General features: G+C 50.1%; 15 protein-coding genes and 2 tRNA genes. 5 read left to right on the plus strand and 12 right to left on the minus strand.

The window, feature by feature from the left end; genetic code table 11:
- Window positions 1-13: 13 nt before the first annotated feature.
- Window positions 14-685, plus strand: coding sequence for a response regulator (locus MON37_RS09125; protein ID WP_009312268.1), 672 nt, complete (start codon window positions 14-16; stop codon window positions 683-685).
- Between the two features lie 231 nt (window positions 686-916).
- On the plus strand, window positions 917-2251 hold the full coding sequence (locus MON37_RS09130; protein WP_039405512.1) for an ATP-binding protein: 1335 nt from the start codon (window positions 917-919) through the stop codon (window positions 2249-2251).
- A 62-nt stretch (window positions 2252-2313) separates the two neighbouring features.
- On the opposite strand, the gene fabG is transcribed toward MON37_RS09130, so the two are convergent.
- The 7 genes from fabG to MON37_RS09165 form a co-directional block, all read right to left on the minus strand.
- Window positions 2314-3060: a 3-oxoacyl-ACP reductase FabG gene (fabG, locus tag MON37_RS09135; RefSeq protein WP_003756594.1), complete on the minus strand. Its 747-nt coding sequence runs from the start codon at window positions 3058-3060 to the stop codon at window positions 2314-2316.
- Between the two features lie 113 nt (window positions 3061-3173).
- Window positions 3174-4139: an IS30 family transposase gene (locus MON37_RS09140; protein ID WP_242883531.1), complete on the minus strand. Its 966-nt coding sequence runs from the start codon at window positions 4137-4139 to the stop codon at window positions 3174-3176.
- Window positions 4140-4344: 205 nt separating this feature from the next.
- The gene (locus MON37_RS09145; RefSeq protein ID WP_039410355.1) at window positions 4345-5385 is read right to left on the minus strand and encodes a WaaS/CpsH family glycosyltransferase; all 1041 of its coding nucleotides are present in this window, start codon (window positions 5383-5385) and stop codon (window positions 4345-4347) included.
- 9 nt (window positions 5386-5394) lie between these two features.
- Window positions 5395-6405 carry a WaaS/CpsH family glycosyltransferase gene (locus tag MON37_RS09150; protein ID WP_039410353.1) on the minus strand — a complete coding sequence of 337 codons (1011 nt, stop codon included), beginning with the start codon at window positions 6403-6405 and terminating at the stop codon, window positions 5395-5397.
- A gap of 143 nt (window positions 6406-6548) precedes the next feature.
- A complete protein-coding gene (locus tag MON37_RS09155; protein ID WP_039410350.1) occupies window positions 6549-10160 on the minus strand; it encodes a glycosyltransferase in 3612 nt (1203 codons plus the stop codon).
- Window positions 10161-10272: 112 nt separating this feature from the next.
- Window positions 10273-12126, minus strand: coding sequence for a lipid A export permease/ATP-binding protein MsbA (gene msbA, locus MON37_RS09160; RefSeq protein ID WP_039410347.1), 1854 nt, complete (start codon window positions 12124-12126; stop codon window positions 10273-10275).
- Between the two features lie 182 nt (window positions 12127-12308).
- Window positions 12309-13274 (minus strand): IS30 family transposase, encoded by a 966-nt coding sequence (locus MON37_RS09165; protein WP_242883620.1) that lies wholly within the window; start codon window positions 13272-13274, stop codon window positions 12309-12311.
- Between the two features lie 260 nt (window positions 13275-13534).
- On the opposite strand from MON37_RS09165, the gene MON37_RS09170 reads away from it, so the two are divergent.
- Window positions 13535-14327, plus strand: a protein-coding gene (locus tag MON37_RS09170) for an IS5 family transposase (RefSeq protein WP_234403659.1) whose coding sequence is annotated in 2 segments (ribosomal slippage) — window positions 13535-13798 and window positions 13800-14327 — 792 coding nt in all. Because the reading frame shifts where the segments join, the coding sequence is not laid out codon by codon here.
- A gap of 30 nt (window positions 14328-14357) precedes the next feature.
- Here MON37_RS09170 and fabD read toward each other — a convergent pair.
- Both fabD and MON37_RS09180 read right to left on the minus strand, forming a co-directional pair.
- Entirely contained in the window at window positions 14358-15284 is a 927-nt protein-coding gene (gene fabD / locus MON37_RS09175; protein ID WP_039407756.1) for an ACP S-malonyltransferase, read from the minus strand.
- Window positions 15285-15303: 19 nt separating this feature from the next.
- Window positions 15304-16593 (minus strand): DUF1294 domain-containing protein, encoded by a 1290-nt coding sequence (locus MON37_RS09180; protein WP_039407759.1) that lies wholly within the window; start codon window positions 16591-16593, stop codon window positions 15304-15306.
- Between the two features lie 419 nt (window positions 16594-17012).
- On the opposite strand from MON37_RS09180, the gene MON37_RS09185 reads away from it, so the two are divergent.
- Both MON37_RS09185 and MON37_RS09190 read left to right on the plus strand, forming a co-directional pair.
- On the plus strand, window positions 17013-17843 hold the full coding sequence (locus MON37_RS09185; RefSeq protein ID WP_039407765.1) for a factor H binding protein domain-containing protein: 831 nt from the start codon (window positions 17013-17015) through the stop codon (window positions 17841-17843).
- 350 nt (window positions 17844-18193) lie between these two features.
- Entirely contained in the window at window positions 18194-19000 is an 807-nt protein-coding gene (locus MON37_RS09190; protein WP_242883621.1) for an integrase core domain-containing protein, read from the plus strand.
- A 298-nt stretch (window positions 19001-19298) separates the two neighbouring features.
- Here the strand turns inward: MON37_RS09190 and MON37_RS09195 are convergent.
- The 3 genes from MON37_RS09195 to MON37_RS09205 form a co-directional block, all read right to left on the minus strand.
- Window positions 19299-19373, minus strand: a tRNA-Glu gene (locus MON37_RS09195).
- A gap of 16 nt (window positions 19374-19389) precedes the next feature.
- Window positions 19390-19466 (minus strand) — tRNA-Arg (locus tag MON37_RS09200).
- 132 nt (window positions 19467-19598) lie between these two features.
- Window positions 19599-20951, minus strand: coding sequence for a deoxyguanosinetriphosphate triphosphohydrolase (locus MON37_RS09205; protein ID WP_039404217.1), 1353 nt, complete (start codon window positions 20949-20951; stop codon window positions 19599-19601).
- Window positions 20952-20954 lie beyond the last annotated feature (3 nt).

Here is a 20954-nt window from a genome sequence, read left to right on the forward strand (position 1 = left end):
TAAGGAGAACACCATGCGCGTATTGCTTGCAGAAGACGACAATATGATTGCCCAAGCCGTAGCCGCCAACCTCAAAGACAGCGGCTATGCCGTCGATTGGGTCAAAAACGGCAGCCAAGTTTCTACCGCCCTTCAGGCGCAGAACTACGACTTGCTGCTGCTCGACCTCGGCCTGCCCGGCAAAGACGGGTTGGACGTCCTCACCCAAATCCGACACGAAGGCAGCCAAACCCCCGTCCTCATCGTTACCGCCCGCGACGACCTCCACAGCCGCCTCAACGGACTGGACGGCGGCGCCGACGACTACATCGTCAAACCCTTCGACATGGCGGAGCTGCAAGCCCGTATGCGCGCCGTCCTGCGCCGCCACAGCGGCCACAGCCAAACCCTATTAACCAACGGCGCGCTCACCCTCAACCCCGCCACCTACCAAGTCGAAGTCAAAGGACAAGACAAACCCGTCCTCCTGAGCAACAAAGAATTTGCCGTTCTCCAAGCCCTGATGATGCGTCCTGGCATCATCCTCTCCCGCAGCGACCTTGAAGACAAAATCTACGGCTGGGGCGAAGAAGTCGAGAGCAACGCCGTCGATTTCCTCATCCACGCCCTACGCAAAAAGCTCGGCAAAGAACACATCCAAAACGTACGCGGCGTAGGCTGGCTGGTCGCCAAAGAGGTCGTCTGAAACCCCAATCCGCGCATCCATGCCCGCCCATGCCATAATCAATATAGTGGATTAACTTTAAATCAGGACAAGGCGACGAAGCCGCAGACAGTACAGATAGTACGGAACCGATTCACTTGGTGCTTCAGCACCTTAGAGAATCGTTCTCTTTGAGCTAAGGCGAGGCAACGCCGTACCGGTTTAAAGTTAATCCACTATAACAAAACCTAAAACAGCCTCACCAAACACACTATGCATCACTTTATCCAGACCCTCAAACAATCCCTGCAAGTCCGTATCAGCATCGCCCTGATACTGATGTTCCTGCCTTTGTCCATCATCGCAGGCGCATTCTCCTATTACCAAACCTACCATGAAGCCGAAGAGCTTCAGGACGACCTGTTGCGCCAAACCGCCGCCTATATCAACCCCAAAACCACCGACTACACACAAATAGGCAGCGAAAACCACATCCTCATCCAAACCTTCGGACAAGAAGACACCGTCCCCCTGTCCGACACACTCGGCGAAGGATTCCACACCATCAAAGGCAGCGTTGATGACGACGACGATGACGATGATGACGACGAATACCGCGCCTACATCCGCCAAACCCCGCAAGGCAAAATCGCCGTACTCCAAGAAACCGAATACCGCGACGACCTCGCCGCCACCGCCGCCTACCAAAGCGTCCTCCCGCTGCTCATCGCCCTGCCCCTCATGATCCTGCTGACCGTGTGGATCACCTACCGCGCCATGCGCCCCGTCAAAACCCTTTCCGCCTCCCTCGGCAAACGCCGTTCAGACGACCTCTCGCCGCTGGACGGAGAAGGCGTGCCCAGCGAAATACAAGGCTTCGTTACCGCCATCAACCAACTGCTGCAACGCACAGGCGAAAACATCCGCCGCCAGCAACGCTTCATCGCCGATGCCGCCCACGAACTGCGCAGCCCCCTGACCGCCCTCTCCCTTCAGGCAGAACGGCTCACCAAGCTGCCCCAATCGGACGAAGCCCGCGAACAGACCGGACTCATTCTCCAAAGCATACAGCGCAACCGCCACCTGCTCGAGCAGCTCCTGACCCACGCCCGTGCCCAAGGCTCCGAAACTCAACGCAACCTGACCGACATCAGCCTGCAAGCCCAGTTCCGCCGCGTGCTACAAGAACTCATGCCCCTTGCCCTCAACAAACAGCAAGACATCGGCGTCGCCGTCGAAAACGACCTCCGCATCCGTGCCGACGACACCGAAATCTACACCCTCATCAAAACCTTCACCGACAACGCCATCCGCTACACCCCCGCAGGCGGCCGCATCGACATAGGTTTCAGCGAGACCCCGACCACCCTTACCATCTGGGTGGAAGACGACGGTCCCGGCATTCCCGCCGCCGAACGCAGCCGCGTAACCGACGCTTTCTACCGCATACTCGGCACGGAACAACAAGGCACCGGACTCGGACTCTCCATCGCCGACGCCATCGCCAAACGCTACGGCGGCAAACTCATCCTCGCCGACAGCCGCAACTTCGCCCACGGCCTGCTGATACAGGCGGAACTCAACAAGCAACTGCTGCAAGCAGACTAAACAAAACAAAAAGGTCGTCTGAAATCCGTTTTCAGACGACCTTCTTTATTTTCCAAGCCGAATCAAGGCATCAACATGCCGCCGTTGACGTGCAGCGTTTGACCGGTGATGTATTTCGCTTGGTCGGAAGCGAGGAACAAGACCGCATCGGCGATGTCCTGCGCTTCGCCGAATTTGCCCAACGAAGTTTGCGCTTCGAAGGTTTTGCGGGTTTCTTCAGGCAGGGCGCGGGTCATGTCGGTATCGATAAAGCCTGGTGCGACGCAGTTGACGGTAATGCCGCGGCTGCCGACTTCGCGCGCCATGGATTTGGAGAAACCGATCAAGCCTGCTTTTGCCGCGGCATAGTTGGTCTGACCGGCATTACCCATCACGCCGACAACGGATGTAATGTTGATGATGCGGCCGGCACGTTGCTTCATCATGCCGCGCAAGACGGCTTTAGAGGCGCGGAACACGGATTTGAGGTTAACCTGCATGATGTCGTCCCACTCTTCTTCTTTCATACGCATCAGGAGGTTGTCGCGGGTGATGCCGGCGTTGTTGACCAGAATATCCAATTTGCCGAATTCTTTCTCGATGTCGGCAATCAGGTTTTCGATGGTTTCAGGTTCGGCAGAATTCAAAGCACGGCCTTCGCCGCCCCATTGCGCCAAGCGCTCGCTAATCGCTGCCGCGCCGCTTTCGCTGGTTGCCGTACCGATGACTTTGGCACCAGCCGCCGCCAGCGTGTCGGCAATCGCCGCGCCGATACCGCGCGATGCGCCTGTTACCAATGCGACTTTGCCGCTTAAATCTTGTGTGCTCATGTTTACTTCCTTGTTTTGGGAATGGAGTCTGTTGATTTCAGACGACCTTATAGCATAAATAGTGTGATGAATCTAATTTTTGAGGTCCTTGGATTCGGATTTCAAGTGCAACACTAGGGTACCAGTGGTTGGAACAGATTTAAGAATAAAACACTTGGCGTTTCGTAGCCAAGTGTTTTTCTCGGCCGGTGGTTCAACTCATCTTGAACCCTGCGTATCTCCCGATCGCTGATGTTTCGGAAATCGGTTTGTTTGGGGAAATATTGCCGGATGAGTCCATTGGTGTTCTCATTCAGCCCTTTCTCCCAAGAATGGTAAGGGCGGCAAAAATAGGTTTTCGCCTTCAATGCTTTGGCTATTTTGGTGTGTTGGTAGAACTCTTTGCCGTTATCCATGGTGATGGTGTGGACTCTGGCTTTATATGCCTTTAATACCCTAATGGCCGCCCGGGCAGTGTCTTCGGCTTTTAAGTTCTTTAATTTGCAGATGATGGTGTAGCGGGTAACGCGTTCGACCAAGGTCAATAACGCGCTTTTCTGATTTTTGCCGACGATGGTGTCGGCCTCCCAATCGCCGATGCGGGTTTTCTGGTCGACGATAGCAGGTCGGTTCTCTATGCCGACGCGGTTGGGCACTTTGCCTCTGGTCCATGTGCTGCCGTAGCGTTTGCGGTAGGGTTTGCTGCATATTCTGAGATGTTGCCACAAAGTGCCGCCGTTGCTTTTGTCTTGGCGAAGGTAGCGGTAAACGGTGCTGTGATGGAGTGTGATCCCGTGGTGTTTATGCAGGTAGGCACATACTTGTTCGGGACTGAGTTTGCGGCGGATAAGGGTGTCGATGTGTTGAACCAGCTGCGAATCGAGCTTATAGGGTTTTCGCCGGTGCTGTTTGGTCAGCCGGCTTTGCTTCTGTGCTTTTTCGGCGCTGTATTGCTGCCCTTGGATGCAGTGCCGCTTGATTTCGCGGCTGATGGTGCTTTTGTGGCGGTTGAGCTGTTTGGCGATTTCGGCGATGGTGCAGTGGCGGGACAGGTATTGGATATGGTATCGTTCGTCTTGGGTCAGTTGTGTGTAGCTCATGGCAATCTTTCTTGCAGGAAAGGCCGTATGCTACCGCATACTGGCCTTTTTCTGTTATGGAAAGTTGCACTTCAAATGCGAATCCGCCGTCGTCTGAAACAAAATAAGAAGCCTCCGTATTGTCATTCCCGCACAGGCGGGAATGATAGTGCAGGCATTGCCTATTTTATCTGCTATATCGGCAAATTTCAGACGACCTCTCCGTTTATTCGGGCAGGGTTATTTTTTGATGGGGCGGTATGTCTAGAATATAGCGCAACCAGTTGCCGAAACTGTATTTTTGGTAGATTTCGGGCGACAGTTCGCAGTAGGGTTTGGCGACAAATTCTGCCAAACCGTTCAAACTTTTACCATCCCAAACGAAGATGTTGTCGGGGTGGTAGAAATCGTATTTTTTGATTTCGGCGTTGGTGGTAATCAGTTTTTTGCGGTAACCGAGGGCTTCGAAGGGGCGGAACGAGAGGCCGTTGTGAACGGGTGTTTTGAAATCTATCAGGATTTTTGCCTGTTTGGCGGCTTCGAGGTTGTCTGCGAAACTTCTGACGCCGATGAAGATTTTGATGTTTTCCGTAGGATAAAAACGGCGGAGGGTATCTACATCGGTATTCAAACAGCCGATATTGAAGTCGAGCTTCCAGCCCAGCGTTTCGGCCGCTTTGCCGAACGCGGAAATAATCGGGGCGCGGTCGGGCATATGCCAGCCGATGAAATAGAAATCGTTGGGCGGGTTTTCTGGCAGGTTGACGTCGTGGTCGAAATAGAAGTTGGTGGTCGGCAGGAAGGGATGTTTTGGATTTCGCATATCGGCGGGATCAAAAACGTAAATACGGTCGAACCGGTCAGCGCAATCCCAAATAGCCGGAAAGCGATTGATACCGTCCCATTGGTAGTTGACCATACTGCCGGGACGGGTATGGCGTTTAATCATATCTAGAAACTCAGGCGAGTAGATGTCGCCGCGAATAAACAGGGCGTAATCCGCCTTGCCGTGCGCTGCCAGTTTGTTTTCGACGTCTCGGATTAATTGGGCGGATTTAAAGTCTTTTTTGGCATTCTTGTCCCGCAGCACCAGTTGTCTGAATTTGACTTTCAGACGACTGGAAAGGGAAGGATAGCGGAAATTCAGGTTGTCCATGACGACGCTGACGACGTTGAAGCCGTGATGATTTAAGGCGGCTTCGATGACGCGGTAGATTTGGTTGTCGGAGGGCATCCCCAAGATAATCGTTTTTTGTTCGGTCGTCATGGTATCTATTTATGCTTCGTCTGATATGTCGAGGATTCGGCGGACCCAGTTGCCGAAGGCGTATTTGTTTTTTATTTCTTCGGAAACGGGATGGTAAGGTCGTCTGAAAAAGTCTTCCAACCCATCAAGGCTTTCTCCATCCCAAATAAAGATGTTGTCGGGATGATAGAAGTCGCATTCCGTTACTGCCTGATTGCTGGTAATCAGTTTTTTGTCGAAACACAGGGCGTCGAATACGCGGAAAGACAAGCCGTAATTTTCAAATTGGACAAAATCGACGACTGCCAGACAGTTTTTGACCTTTTGCAGGTTTTGCTCAAAGCTTAGGATACTTTGTCTGTCTAAATAGGTAATACCGTCGTTGCCAAAAATTTTACTTGCGCGGTCGTCTTTGCAGTAGATATGGAAATCCAAAGGCAATCCCAGCTTGCGTGCTTCATTAAGAAAAACGGAGGTTTGATGTTCTCTGCCTGCTTCGTAGCCGCCTAAAAAATAAAGACCTTCCGTTTTTCCGTTTCCCTCAATGGGAAAATCGAAATAGAAATTGGTGGTTGCTTTAAAACGGTGTTGGGGGTATTTCTCCACATCGTTTTTATTGAACACCCAGCAGCGGTCAAAATAGGGCAGATATTCGATGATGTCGGGGAAACGGTCGATACCGTCCCATTGGTAGTTGACACATACTTTGCTATGCTCACGAACAGCAGAAATAATTTCTTTGGGATAAATATTGGCGCGAATACAAAGAGCATAGTCTGCTTTGTTTCCTTCCAATGTAGCCAGTTTTTCGGTTATCTGTTTCTGATAGCGGGCATATTTCAGTTTTTTCTTATAATCTCCGTCTTTTTTAATGTGTTTATGATACAAACCGAGAATACGGCAGCCTATGTGCGGATAGTATGAGTCCCTGTCGTCGTAACAGAGATTGATGACATTGAAGCCGTGGAAGCGCAGATTTTTTTCTATGCACTTATCCAACCCGTACATATATGGGGCGACCAGTATGATGGTTTTGTTCATGATTAAGATGTGATGCGGTTAATATCAAGTGCTTCAATGCAGTGAAAATTAGTTTAGACAAAACAACGCCGTACGGGTTCAAAGTTCATTCTCTGTCATTTTCAGATGACCTTTGCTGCCATCGAAAGGGTCGTCTGAAAACATCAATCTGCTTGGTTCGACAGTATTTCTTGATATAGTCCTGCCAATTCGTCTTTTTGTTCCGCAAAAGTCCGAATATGGCTTTTCGGCAGTTCAATGACTGCGCCGTCGTCCATTGCTTGATAGCGTTCGCAAACTTCGGCAATGGCGCGACTCAATTCTTCCACGCCGCTGTCAAACGGAATGACCGTGCCGTTTTCGCCGTCGATAATGTCTTCGGACACACCGCCCGCATCAGTAGCGATTACCCAAACATCACGCAACACTGCCTCTCTGACCGTCAGCCCGAAACTTTCTTTCCATTGGGTCGGGAACAACAAAACATCGATTTCCGAGAAGAAGTGGTCGATGGTATCTTGGCTGTAAGCAGGTTCGATGCGGAAGCGTTCCACGCCGTCGAAATCGCTGTCAAAGAACGAACGTGCGCCGACGTTGAGCATATTGTCCACGACAACCAGTTCGGTGTTGGGGAAACGGCGTTTCCTGAAGGCTTCCAAAATCAGATGAACGCCTTTGATTTTGGTTTTTCCGCCGACATAGCCGAAGCGGATAACGTCTTTTTTCCGTTTGGATATTTGACCCAAGGGGCGGGTAACGCCGTTTTTGTTGACGAGGACATTCCTACCCAAAGTTCTTTCATGCAGTTCGGCAAAATATCTGCTGGGCGCAAGCAGCATATCGATTTTTGACAAGGCGTGGGCTATGGTTTTGCTCCGTTCGTCTTCGGTATTCCATTGCTCGCGGAAGACTTCATTTTCGTCGAGCATGAACTGGTTCGGACAAATCCACCATGCGTCATGCAGGGTAACGAGGGTTTTGACACCAGCTTCCCGACAAATATCGACCATACCGACACCCATGCTTTGAATGCAATGGATATGGGCGATGTCGGGCTGTACGAGTTTGATGATGTCTTTGACGGCTTCATCAAAACGCGGGTTTTCGTGGGCGGCCGCATCTTCTGAAGGAACGGCAACGCCGAAAACGGTCACTTTGCCGTATTCGTAACGGATGACGCTGTACGACGGCAGCCAGCTCTTCATCGGCAAGGTCGTTACCGCATATATTTCGTAGGCTTCTTCATCGGCAAGCAGTTTGTTCAGTTGCTCGGCAACAATGGTCGCCCCGCCAAACGATTGCGGATAATAGTAAACATTAAACGATAAGACTTTGGTTTTCCCTCTTGTGGCAGATTCAAAACGGACGGCGGGTGCAAGCTGCGTGCTGCCGATGGCTTGCGGGCTGTATGTTTCCGTGACCGTACGGTATGCCGCCTGCGCCATACTGTCGCGCAACTCGGGATTTTGAATCAGGGTGTCGAACGCTTCATGCCATTGCTGTTCGTTGTCCGCCAGAAAACCGTTTTCGCCGTTAACAATCACATCGGCGAAAGCCGCCCTTGGCGAACATACGGACGCCACTTTGGTAATCGATGCTTCAAGGTATTTAATATTGCACTTGGCATCGTTGAAAACGAAGTTTTCCAAAGGCGCGATACTGATGTCGCATTCGGACAAATAGGTCAGGTATTCCGTATAGTTGCAAAACGGGATGCGCTCGATTTGGCTTTGTACATCATCGAAATATTCGGGCAGCTCCAAATAGCCGATGATTCTGAACCTGACATTCGGATTTTCTTTCAATATGTTGGCAAGCGCGGGAGCGGCTTCCAAAAAGTCAATGTTGTGTGTTTTGGTGCCCGAACCGTAAATAATCCGAATCAAGCTGTCTTCTTGTTTTTTCAGACGACCTTCGATGCTGCGTGCCGCTGCCAGCGTTTCATCATCCAACGCGTTTTCAACTACATAAACGGTCTCCAAACCTGCTTCCTTCATGGCTTTTGCCAGCCCCGAAGTCGAAGCGATGCCTTCGTCGCACGCCAACATGGCTTGACGGTAAAGTTTCGCGCCGTTGATCACGCCCTCTCTTTCGGCCGGTTCAAGCGAATTGATGGTGCTGCTGGTTTTCAGGACATCTTCGTCAAAAATCAAATCATCGACATCCCATAATGTTTTGATATTCAGACGACGGCATTCCACAATCAAATCCATCACGCTGTCAAAACCGGGAACGCGGTAGAAAATCACCAAACTTGCCAAAGAAATCTGTTTCTTGGCTTCGTTACTGTCCGTCCATGAAGTCACGGAACAAGGAATACCCAGCTCCTCAAGCATTTCCTGCTTTTGGATAACGCGGTATTTTTTGCATTGCGGAATACTGAGTTCGGCAATGATGGCAACTTTGGGTGCAAGCGTGTCGGCAGCATGTTTGGTCAGTCGCTGGATAAACGTTTGCGGAATCGGGTCTGCCTGAATCGAATGCTCAAAAGCTGATGCAGAACTGACAGCTTTCAATATCTGTTTTACGCTTTTAATCGAATGGGTTTGCTTGTAATGGCGGCGTAAAAACTGATATGCCTTGCCGATACTGCCCTTCTCGCGCACCAAAAGACGGAAGCCTTTGCGGTAGCGGTTGGCAGAGCTGATGGCCTGTTCGGTTTTAACGAAAGGCTTGAATACCTTAACCGTCCACAACCCTTTGTATTTTGCCAATCTCCGGTTTTCTTTATGAATACTTTGCTCCAGCGATTGCTTTTCCTGCTGCAAGGTATCAATTTGTTTTTTCAGCAGTTTGATTTGTTTTTCTTGTTCTTCTAATTGCTCTTCTACGGTACTGTTACGCAACAGCATTTCAATTTGCTGTTGCAGAAATTCAGTCTGTTCGACAGACAGTTCGGTTTGTTGCAGCAGTTTTGCCATTACATGCTGTAATTCTTGGTTTTGATTTTGCATATTGGTATTGTCTTCTCGCAATTGAAGGTTTAATTCTGATAAAGATTGGATTTGTTGTTCTAGTAAGGATATTTTTTGAATACAGTCGGAATATCCCAAATGATGTTGCATAAACAGCGCGCGGTTTTTCTCGTAGACTTTTTGCCAGTCTTCGCGGTTTAAATCAGGGTTTTGTTCCAAGCGGTTAATCAGTGATAACCCGTCACGGCGTTTGCGGTAGCGGAACAATACTTCCGGAATACGGATAACGGTTCCGCCGTTGCTTAAGAGGCGTATCCAAAGATCCCAATCTTCATGTGTTGTCAGGTTTTCATCAAACCCACCCAAAGAGACGAAATCCTCGGCACGATGCATAGAAATGATAGGGATACGGTTCCCCTTCAACAGACTTTCCAAACCGTCATAATCCGGCAGATTCCATAAGCCTTCTTGCGCATCGAAATATTCCGCCAACGGATACACCAGCTTGCAGTCGGGATTGTTTTCCAAAACCGTGAGGCATTTTTCGATGTAATCCGGCAGGATGAGGTCGTCTGAATCGAGAAACAGGAAGTATTTGCCCCCCGCCAGCCGTGCGGCATGGTTTCGGGCGGCAGCAACGCCTTGATTGTTTTGTACGGCGTAACGTATTGCGGGCTTGTCCGCCAGAAACCCCTTCAAATAATCGGCGTGTTCCGGGTCGGAGCCGTCGTCAACAATGATGATTTCAAAATTCTGATGGCTTTGGCTAAGGACGGACTGGATGGTTTCTACAATGTATTCCTTACAGTTGTAGTAAGGGATCATCACAGAGACGGTGGGGGACTGGGCTTGATGATTCATGCGGATAGTTCCTTTCTGTCTGTTCGGCAGCCTTCCTTGTCTTGCGATTCGGTGTTTTCAGACGACCTTTTAGACAAATCGTCCTTCAACTGACCGACGGGTCGTCTGAAAATCAACCTGCTGCCTGCTTCGGCATATTGCGCAGCATGGCATAGTAGCCGTTTTGCGCCATCAATTCATCGTGGGAACCTTGCTCAACGATATGACCGTCGTCCATGACAATAATGCGGTCGGCTTGCTCGACAGTGGTCAGGCGGTGGGCGACGATGATGCTGGTGCGGTTTTCCATCAGGCGTTCGAGGGCTTGTTGGACGAGGCGTTCGGATTCGTTGTCCAGCGCGCTGGTGGCTTCGTCCAAAAGTAAGATAGGGGCATCTTTCAGAATGGCGCGGGCAATGGCGACACGTTGACGCTGACCGCCGGAGAGTTGGTTGCCGTTTGCACCTATCTGTTGATTCAAACCATGCGGCGAGCTTTCAACCAAATCTTGCAAATTCGCGGCTTTGAGGGCTGCCAATACTTCTTCTTCAGTGGCATCGGGACGGCTGTAACGGACGTTTTCCCAAAGCGTGCCTTCAAACAAAAAGACATCTTGCGAAACAAGGGCGAACTGGGAGCGCAGGTTGTCGAGTTTGATGTCTTCGATATTCACATCATCCAAATAAACCGCGCCCGAGCTCGGTTCGACAAAACGCGGAAGCAGGTTGACGGCAGTAGATTTACCGCTGCCTGAGCGGCCGACCAGGGCTACGCGTTCGCCTTTGCGGATATCGAGATTAAAGCTGTCCAAGGCTTTTTTACCGTCTGTGTGGTAGCGGACATCGACGTTATCAAATTTCAGACGACCTTCGACATTGGTCAGGATTTTTGTACCGTTATCTTTTTCAGGCTCGGTATCGAGGAATTGGCAAACGGCATCAGAAGCAATAAACATAGTCTGCATGGGGATGCTGATGTTCGCCAAGTTTTTGATCGGGCTGAGCATTTGCAACATGGCAACGATAAATGCCATAAATTCGCCGATGGTGGTATGCCCCTGCTGACTCTGCCAAAGGGCAATAAAGATAACGACGGCCAAAGCAAACGAAGCAATCAGTTCGCTGAACGGGGAACGTGCCGCAGTCGCTTGAGTGATTTTTTTACCGAGACGGACGATGGTGTCGTTGACAGCGGTGAAGCGTTCGGCAGCCTGACGTTGGCCGCCGAAGAGTTTGACCACGCGGTGTCCTTGATGGACTTCGTTGACGACATTATTCATGGTACCGATACTGAGTTGCGCTCCCGCAATAATGTCTTTCAGACGATTACGGTAATAGCGGGACAACAAAGACAGCAGCGGGAACATCAGGGCGACGACCAAGCTGAGCTGCCAGTTCAAATAAAGCAGGACGCAGACCAAACCGATGACAATCATGGTGTCGCGGGTCAGCACGATAAATACATTGCTGGCGTTGCTGATGGATTGTTCCGCCATTTGCACCATATTCATCAAAACCGTACCGGACGGGGTTTCCTGATGGAATTTGGAAGAAAGTTGCAGCATCTTGGCAAACATATCGCGGCGCAGATGACTGATTGCCATGACGGAAACCCAAGTCAAGAGATAGGTACTGACATAGCGGCTGATGCCTCGAATAATGACCAAAAAGATAAAAAATACCGGTACAACCCAGACTTTGTTAGGCGTACCCCAAATCAGGTAGGTAAATTGGTCTTTCCAGTTTTGCAGCGTGGCGACGATGCCGCCTGCTGTATTGAGTTCGGGCGGCGCGGAAGGCGGGGCGAAGCCTTGGTTGACCAAGGGTGCAATGAAGGCGGCGAGGTAGCTTTCGGTGGCGGCAACGCCGAAGATAGCAATTAAAGCAAAGATGATGCGTGTTTTATAAGGGCGGATATAAGCCATCAAGCGCATGAAGCTGCGCGAATCTTCTTGGGTAAACAGGCCGAAGGTCAGTTTTTCTATCATTGGCTCGGTGTTCCAGATTAATGCAGATTGAATATTTTATTAATCTGTCGGATTGGTAAAGCCTATGATTATATCGCAATGAAGTTACCGATGCGACGAAATTGCTGTTTTTAAATGAATAACAATTTTTATTTCTGTAAAGTTTTTTCAGACGACCTTGGATTCGGATTTCAAGTGCAACACTAGGGTACCAGTGGTTGGAACAGATTCAAGAATAAAACACTTGGCGTTTCGTAGCCAAGTGTTTTTCTCGGCCGGTGGTTCAACTCATCTTGAACCCTGCGTATCTCCCGATCGCTGATGTTTCGGAAATCGGTTTGTTTGGGGAAATATTGCCGGATGAGTCCATTGGTGTTCTCATTCAGCCCTTTCTCCCAAGAATGGTAAGGGCGGCAAAAATAGGTTTTCGCCTTCAATGCTTTGGCTATTTTGGTGTGTTGGTAGAACTCTTTGCCGTTATCCATGGTGATGGTGTGGACTCTGGCTTTATATGCCTTTAATACCCTAATGGCCGCCCGGGCAGTGTCTTCGGCTTTTAAGTTCTTTAATTTGCAGATGATGGTGTAGCGGGTAGTGCGTTCGACCAAGGTCAATAACGCGCTTTTCTGATTTTTGCCGACGATGGTGTCGGCCTCCCAATCGCCGATGCGGGTTTTCCGGTCGACGATAGCAGGTCGGTTCTCTATGCCGACGCGGTCGGGCACTTTGCCTCTGGTCCATGTGCTGCCGTAGCGTTTGCGGTAGGGTTTGCTGCATATTCTGAGGTGTTGCCACAAAGTGCCGCCGTTGCTTTTGTCTTGGCGAAGGTAGCGGTAAATGGTGCTGTGATGGAGTGTGATCCCGTGGTGTTTGCGTAAGTAAGCGCATACTTGTTCGGGACTGAGTTTGCGGTGGATAAGGGTGTCGATGTGTTGAACCAGCTGCGAATCGAGCTTATAGGGTTTTCGCCGGTGCTGTTTGGTCAGCCGGCTTTGCTTCTGTGCTTTTTCGGCGCTGTATTGCTGTCCTTGGATGCAGTGCCGCTTGATTTCGCGGCTGATGGTGCTTTTGTGGCGGTTGAGCTGTTTGGCGATTTCGGCGATGGTGCAGTAGCGGGACAGGTATTGGATATGGTATCGTTCGTCTTGGGTCAGTTGTGTGTAGCCCATGGCAATCTTTCTTGCAGGAAAGGCCGTATGCTACCGCATACTGGCCTTTTTCTGTTATGGAAAGTTGCACTTCAAATGCGAATCCGCCGACCTTAAATGTTCAAAATAAATTGATAGTGGATTGAAATAAGAAACACCCTCCTGCTGCCAGTCCCTCCCCTATCCAAACACAATCAACAGACATTAAAAAACGACCTTTCGTTAAGAAAGGTCGTCTGAGAACGTGCTCATTGTCTCAGCCTCTGCTGTAAACTATCGGCATGAACAGAAAAACCTACCCAAGCGATATCAGTCGCGAGCAATTTGCGCCTCTCCTTCCCCTGCTGGAAAGTGCCCGTAAACGCACAGCGCCACGCCAGGTGGACTTGTACGATGTCTTTTGTGCCATTCTCTACCTGCAACGCACTGGCTGCTCCTGGCGCGCTTTGCCGGGCGACTTCCCCAAATGGCGCACCGTGCATTCCTACTTCCAGAGATGGACCGAACCACGCGAGAGTGGCATCAGCATCCTTGAGGAAGCATTAAAAAAATCAGGTAGTTGCGGAGCACCGCAAGCAGGGGCGCCATGAAGCAACTACTTTCCTGATTATTGATGCGCAGAGTGTGAAGAACACGGATACCGCCATGGAAAAAGGCTACGATGCGGGCAAGAAGGTTAGCGGTATCAAGCGACATATAGCGGTTGACACGCAAGGTTTGCCGCATGCCCTTGCGGTAACGACGGCGGATGTTACGGATAGAAAAGGCTGCCTGGTGGCATTGGAACGTGGGCGGGATAATCTTGGTGCGATACAAAAAATCCTTGCTGACGGTGGTTACACGGGTAAGGCATTTGCTTCGTCGGTACAGGAGTTGATTGGTGCGGAGGTAGAGATTGCCAAACGAAACGAATTGCACCGTTTTGCAGTATTGCCGAAGCGATGGGTAGTAGAGCGCAGCTTTTCCTGGTTGGAAAAGAACAGGCGGCTTTGGAAAAACTGCGAGCGTAAGTTGAGTACCAGTCTGCAAATGGTAGCTTTGGCTTTCTTGGGAGTCCTGCTACGAAGACTATGAACACGCTCTGAAACAGACAAGGCGGCAAACTTAATGCGCTTCGATAAAGGCAGCAACTTGTTCGGAATTGGTCAAAGCGCTGCACACGGCTTCTTTGTTGATACGTTTTGCCAAACCTGCCAACACTTTGCCCGGTCCGCATTCGGCTGACTCGGCAATGCCTTCAGCAACCAGCGCATTGACGGTTTCCGTCCAGCGCACAGGGCTGTAAAGTTGGCGGACAAGTGCGTCTTTGATTTTCTCTGCATCATCGTAAGCGGCAACATCGGCATTATGGATGACGCGGATTTGCGGTTGTTTGATTTCGACGGTTTTGAGTGCTTCGGCAAGTTTTTCCGCAGCAGGCTTCATCAGACTGCAATGCGAAGGAACGGATACAGGCAGCGGCAGCGCGCGTTTGGCTCCTGCTTCTTTGGCGGCGTTCATGGCGCGCTCGACGGCGGCGGCATTACCCGCGATCACGACTTGTCCGGGCGAATTGAAGTTGACGGCTTCGACCACTTCGCCTTGCGCGGCTTCTGCACAAATGGCTTTAACCTGTTCGTCTTCCAAGCCAAGGATCGCCGCCATCGCACCTACGCCCTGCGGTACGGCAGACTGCATCAGTTCGGCACGCAGGCGGACGAGTTTGACTGCATCTGCAAAATCCAATGCACCGGCGGCAACGAGTGCGGTGTATTCACCGAGACTGTGGCCGGCAACGACGGCAGGCGTTTTGCCACCCGCTTCAAGATAAGCACGGTAAACGGCAACGCCGGCGGCAAGCATGATAGGCTGCGTATTCACAGTTTGCCCGATGAGGTCCGCATCCGTACCGTTAATCATCGCCCACAAATCTTGACCCAATACGGCGGAAGCTTCGTCGAAGGTGTTTTTTACGACCGATTGTCCTGCGAAACCGTCCATCATATTGAGGCTTTGCGAACCCTGACCGGGGAAGAAAAATGCAAAAGACATGATATTCCTTTGTTTCAGTTTAGTTTTTCAGAAAATTCGTCAGAGGATTATCGGCGTAATGTATCAGCAGGGCATAGGTAATGGCAACATTTATTGCCACTGTCAGCCAGAAAATCTGAACAAAAGGAACTTTCTTGGTTTTGTGGCGGAACGCGGCGCGCGCAACCAATGCACCGGGCCAGCCGCCCAGCAGGCTGAATGCGTGCAGTTTATTTTCTGGGATACGGTTTTGGTATTCGTTTTTACGTCTGATTTTGCGCGCGGACTCCATCGCCGTCTGCTTGTCCTGTTGATAGAGGATGAAGGCGGCGATACTGATAAGGACGTAAATGAAAAACAGTTTATTGGAAAGTACGGCGACAACGGTCAGGAAAACGACGGCGATGACGCTGTTGATCAGGAGTGCCTGCATATCGATATTGAGCCTGTTGTAGTCGGGTGGCAATTCGTCAAACAGGAATGCTTCGTCGCCCAGCCGGACAACCTTGACGGCTTGTTGGCGGTTGCCTTCTATCGGGCGGTTGCAGTAGAAACTGACGCGCTGTCCTGTTTGCGGACGGCAGGTATTGTAATGGTACGCGCTGATGTGGAAGAAAATATTTTGGGATTCGTCGCCGAAACGGATAAAACCGTAGCCTTTGGCATCATCCCATGTGGTAATCGTACCGCTCATAACCTGATTGGGCGGCAGCAGATTCTTTTGGGCGGATTTCGGAGCGGGATAACGGGTTTCGGCAACCAACGGCTGCTCAATTTTGACTTCAACTTTAGGACCGTGTTCCGGACGGAAAAAGTGTACGGTTTGACCTTGCGCTTTTTGGGCGGGCGCAGCGTGTATCGATTCAGGCTCGGGTTCGGACTCAGGCGTACTGAGGATAACGGCATTGACCAGCAGCCATTGTCCGTTGGGATGGCGGCGGAGCGTGCCTTCAAGGCGGTTGCCCGCCCTAGGCGTACGGGTTTGGTCGGCAAGAAACTGTCCCAGCACAAACACCGGCTGCCCTTCGTTTGAAACATCCATTCCATAACCACCATTCTTCGACCAATCCCAGTCGGTCAGTGTAATGACCGCGCTGTCATTGTTTTTATAACCCGGATTGACGCGCTCGACATCCCTTGCGACGGCGCGGTTGTTTTCCGTTTCTATTTGAAAGCTGACACGGTGTCCGGTTTCAGGTTCTTGATAATCGGGGTGGAGGGATTGGCGGTTGGCAAAGATGCGTTGCGAAGACTCGTCGCAAATAATGGAGCCGCGGCTCATTTCCCCGAACCAATGGGCGATTGTCCCGTAATGTTTATTATGGTTCATTTTATTTTTATATTAAGGAAAAAATGTATTGGATAACCAGCTTTCCAATTATACCGATTTATCATAATTTATGCATAATTTAACCATAATGAATAAAAGGTCGTCTGAAACAGTGTCGGTTTGAAGCAACGACACATTTTCAGACGACCTTTTTTGCGTGAAAAGAATTAGGAGGTATCTACAAGCATTGAGTTGTGCATTTGAAAAATAAATTGACGCATACAAAAAGCTTCCCCCCTCCCTGCTTCAATGTAATCAAATGAAAAACTCCCTCTTAACCCCCTATCAAAAAACTGACCAAAGTCTAAAATAACTTCTTGAAAAATTATAAAAAACATAAGAGAATGGACATCTTCGCACCCGAAGAAAATCTTTACATTATCCTTTACATTGTCCATAAACGAGCTTAGGGAAATATCATGACATACCTATCACGCGCCTTCTCTTTGTCTATACTCGCAGTCGCACTTGCCGCCTGTGGCAGCAGCGGTGGAGACTCTCCCTCAACCCAAGCAGCAAATAACGCCAAGCCGCAAACGCCTGCAACCACACCGGCCGCAGATCAATCAGGTGGCAGCAGCGGCGATTCACCTACAACCCAAGCAGCAGACAACACCAAACCGCAAACGCCTGCAACTACACCAGCTGAGAACCAATCAGCAGGCAACATTCCAAAAGAACCGACTTTAACCGTAACAACCATGCCGGATGGAAGTGCCAAGCGGATTTACGAACTGCCTTACTCGACAGTTACAGGCATTACAGGAACGAAGCTGCAAGCTGACGGCTACACTGGAGAGGTTACAGATATCCAAATCAGCGGCACCCCGACACTTGAGTCAGCCTTGCCTAAAATGGGCAAGGTGGTTTATAAGGGTATTGCTTTTAACAAATCCACCAATCCCCAAGATGCTGAGATTGTCGCCGGTGCGCGTCCAGGGGATTTGGTATACACCATCGATTTTGACGAACGTACCGGTCATGGGAAAATTTCTGCGCTTCAATTAGATTACGGAGAATTCATACTGGGAAAAGGCAAGCTTGAAAAAATCAATCTGGACGGACAGGAAGTCATGGGCGTGCGAAGCAATGTCGATGTTGACAAGTCAGTCATTTATGATAATCCGAAATATGTTCCGGCAGGCAATTACGAACTGGGCATCTTTGGTCCAAATGCCGACTCGATTGCAGGGAAACTCAAAAATTCGGCCTTCGATATCGGTTTCGGCGGTACGCGGGACGGTAAATAAATACTTTGTACGAAGCAGGAAAATCATATGGCAAATGCCATCTGTTTCTGATCGAATAGCGCATTTTTTGGACTCTCATAAGGTCTGAATGATGAAAGGTCGTCTGAAAACCAAAGCAGCAGGTTTTCAGACGACCTTTCATGTTTTAAGCGGATATAGGGCTGATCATCTTCTTTTGATATGACATTTGCCGTCTGCCTTCACGCACAGGCAGGAATTCATCGGCAAGCTCAAGAAATCTTTGTTTGAAAGGAAATTGCTGCAATTCAAAAATGAATTCCCGCCTGCGCGGGAATAACGTGTAGAAACTAGTAGCGTTGTTTACAGTATTTCCAGGAGAATACTGAAACATGAACATGCACAAAAACACCCGCCTCACCCCGCACCACCGACAAGCCATTTGGCTGGCCTACACGCAGGGGAAGGAAAGCGTCACCTCCCTGGCACGCCGCTACCAAGTCAGCCGCGTCACCATTTACCGCGCCCTTAAAGCCGCAAGGGCCAAGCTGCTCAAACCGCAAACCAGTACCAACAACCGTTTCAAACAGGCAAAGTACGGAATGAAACGCCTGGCCAAGGTAGAACGCAGCATTCAGGAAAAACTCAAAAAGCAGGCCAAACGCTACAATAAATCCTACCCCGGAGAGCTGGTGCATCTCGACACCAAACGGCTGCCGCTGCTCAAAGGGCAGAAAGCCACCGATAAGCGGGATTACCTGTTTGTCGCCATCGACGATTTCTCTAGGGAGCTATACGCCGCCATTTTGCCGGACAAAACCGCAGACAGTGCCGCCAAGTTTCTGACCGAACACCTGATTGATCCCTGCCCATACCTGATTGAGTGCGTTTACTCCGACAACGGTACGGAATACAAAGGCTCGGCCAACCATGCTTTCGGTGTAGCCTGTTATGAGAACGGGATTGGTCAAAAGTTTACTCGGGTTGCCCGTCCGCAGACCAACGGTAAGGCGGAGCGGGTTATCCGTACCCTGATGGAGATGTGGCATGAGAAACAGTTGTTTGACAGTCCGGAACACCGGCGAAAGGAGTTGTGCCGCTTTGTTAATTTCTATAACACTGTGAAGCCGCACCGCAGATTGAACGGCGATACGCCGTTTGAGGTCTTGCAGGCTTATTTTTCTCAACCTGTGGCGTAAACAACGCAACGTTTTCCTACAAGTATTCATTTTTGAAAATGGCATTGGGCATAAAATTTTAATAACTCATGTTATTTCAAAGGTCTCCATCAGTTTTATTCGGTAACAGATATGAGACATATATTTCAGAACAATCCCCACAATAACTGTCAGGACAAACTTAACGGGTACAGCAGTTGAAATATGCGGGCAGATAAAACTTTGGTAACAAGCGCATCAATAAAGCTGAAATCGCGGGCATAGCATTAAAAGATAAAAATAAACCCTTACTATTTTTTAGTAAGGGTTTATTGAAATTTGGCACGCCCACGGGGAATCGAACCCCGGTTACCGCCGTGAAAGGGCGATGTCCTAACCGCTAGACGATGGGCGCGGATGAATAAATTTTTTGGCGCACCCGGAGCGATTCGAACGCCCGACCCTCTGGTTCGTAGCCAGATACTCTATCCAACTGAGCTACGGGTGCATTTTCATCACTTCGCTTCTGCGCTGTGAATCAAGAAGACCGAATATTATAGAAACCCTTCCCTATTGTCCAGCCTTTAAATTCAATTTTTCCAGATAAAATATTAACATTTTGAAAATTAAAGAAATTAAATCACCTTAAAATCCCGGTTCCAGACAAGTCCTGAGCCATTTTGGCGGCGGCATTGTCTGTCATACCGCCGACGAAATCTAAAATTTTCATATATGCCTGATAAAGGCTGTCCGTTTCAAGTATGGGATTATGGTTTTTCAGAAGATCCAAGATTAAAGATTGGCGGACATCTAATTTCTGCTCAACCAGCAAGGCATGGGCAGCAGGGACAAACAAATCGAGTATCGACCCTAAGCACGGGAAAGTGGCAATTTCGGTCATCAGCTTGGTACGGTGGCGAAAGATGCGCGTGCGTGCGAGTTCTTTGGCTTTTTCCAAAGTGTTTTGGACTTCCGGGCTGCACAAGGAAATCAAGTCTTTTCCCTTAAATTCGCCGCTTAATAAATCGGATTGGTGTTTCATGAAGGTTTGCGCGGCATCTTCGATGGCTTTGCCTATGGCAATGCCGCGCAGCATGGCGCAACGTTGGCGGCTGGATTGGGCATGCCATGTACTTTCTTCAAAGGTCAGCTCAGACAAGACGCTTTCGACTTCGGTATCGGTCAGCAACTCAAGCTCCACCGCATCTTCCAAATCCAGCAATGCGTAACAGATGTCGTCTGAAGCCTCCATCAGGTATGACAGCGGATGGCGTACCCATTGGTCGCAGCCTGCTTCGAGCAATCCCAACTCCGCTGCAACTCGGCGGATAAACGGCAGCTCGGTTTGATAAATATTGAATTTGGAACGCCCGCGCGGACCTTGGCTTGTCCACGGATATTTTATCAATGCGCCGATTGATGCCGCACTCAAACGCATTCCGCCCGCATCGGGATACATTTCCAAATTGGCGACAATGCGCAGGCTGTGGGCATTGCCTTCGTAAGTTTGCACGTCGCTCAATTCGGCTTCGCTCAGCGATGTCAGAAAGCGGAGATTTGTTTCCTTTCTGAACCAATGGCGCAATGCGTCCTCACCCGTATGCCCGAACGGAGGGTTACCCAAATCATGCGCCAAACAGGCGACTTGGACGACAGCACCAATATCGCCCGGAGTATTGTTTTCGGGCAGGAATCCGCCGGCTTGCAACATGACGCCGACACGGTTACCCAAACTGCGTCCGACGCTGGCAACTTCGACACTGTGTGTCAGCCGGTTGTGCGTCAGGTCATGTTCGGCAAGCGGGTGGACTTGGGTTTTCCTGCCCAACCGCCTGAATGCGCCGGAAAACACGACTCTATCGTAATCAATGTGGAAATCGGTACGCAGGGCATCGATACCCTCTTGTGTGGACGGCGTAACCGTAGGGATAATTTCGCCGTTTTTTGCGCGGAAGCGTTGCGGGGAAAGCAGTTGGGACCAAGTCATTGCCATTGG

Source organism: Morococcus cerebrosus (assembly GCF_022749515.1).
In the GTDB taxonomy this organism is placed as follows: domain Bacteria; phylum Pseudomonadota; class Gammaproteobacteria; order Burkholderiales; family Neisseriaceae; genus Neisseria; species Neisseria cerebrosa.

Coding starts and splice junctions, on each gene's coding strand:
- MON37_RS09130 (WP_039405512.1), top strand. CDS start 917: ATGCATCACTTTATCCAGACCCTCAAACAATCCCTGCAAGTCCGTATC.
- MON37_RS09150 (WP_039410353.1), bottom strand. CDS start 6,405: ATGAACAAAACCATCATACTGGTCGCCCCATATATGTACGGGTTGGAT.
- fabD (WP_039407756.1), bottom strand. CDS start 15,284: ATGTCTTTTGCATTTTTCTTCCCCGGTCAGGGTTCGCAAAGCCTCAAT.
- fabG (WP_003756594.1), bottom strand. CDS start 3,060: ATGAGCACACAAGATTTAAGCGGCAAAGTCGCATTGGTAACAGGCGCA.
- MON37_RS09185 (WP_039407765.1), top strand. CDS start 17,013: ATGACATACCTATCACGCGCCTTCTCTTTGTCTATACTCGCAGTCGCA.
- MON37_RS09125 (WP_009312268.1), top strand. CDS start 14: ATGCGCGTATTGCTTGCAGAAGACGACAATATGATTGCCCAAGCCGTA.
- MON37_RS09155 (WP_039410350.1), bottom strand. CDS start 10,160: ATGAATCATCAAGCCCAGTCCCCCACCGTCTCTGTGATGATCCCTTAC.
- MON37_RS09205 (WP_039404217.1), bottom strand. CDS start 20,951: ATGGCAATGACTTGGTCCCAACTGCTTTCCCCGCAACGCTTCCGCGCA.
- msbA (WP_039410347.1), bottom strand. CDS start 12,126: ATGATAGAAAAACTGACCTTCGGCCTGTTTACCCAAGAAGATTCGCGC.
- MON37_RS09190 (WP_242883621.1), top strand. CDS start 18,194: ATGAACATGCACAAAAACACCCGCCTCACCCCGCACCACCGACAAGCC.
- MON37_RS09180 (WP_039407759.1), bottom strand. CDS start 16,593: ATGAACCATAATAAACATTACGGGACAATCGCCCATTGGTTCGGGGAA.
- MON37_RS09145 (WP_039410355.1), bottom strand. CDS start 5,385: ATGACGACCGAACAAAAAACGATTATCTTGGGGATGCCCTCCGACAAC.
- MON37_RS09165 (WP_242883620.1), bottom strand. CDS start 13,274: ATGGGCTACACACAACTGACCCAAGACGAACGATACCATATCCAATAC.
- MON37_RS09140 (WP_242883531.1), bottom strand. CDS start 4,139: ATGAGCTACACACAACTGACCCAAGACGAACGATACCATATCCAATAC.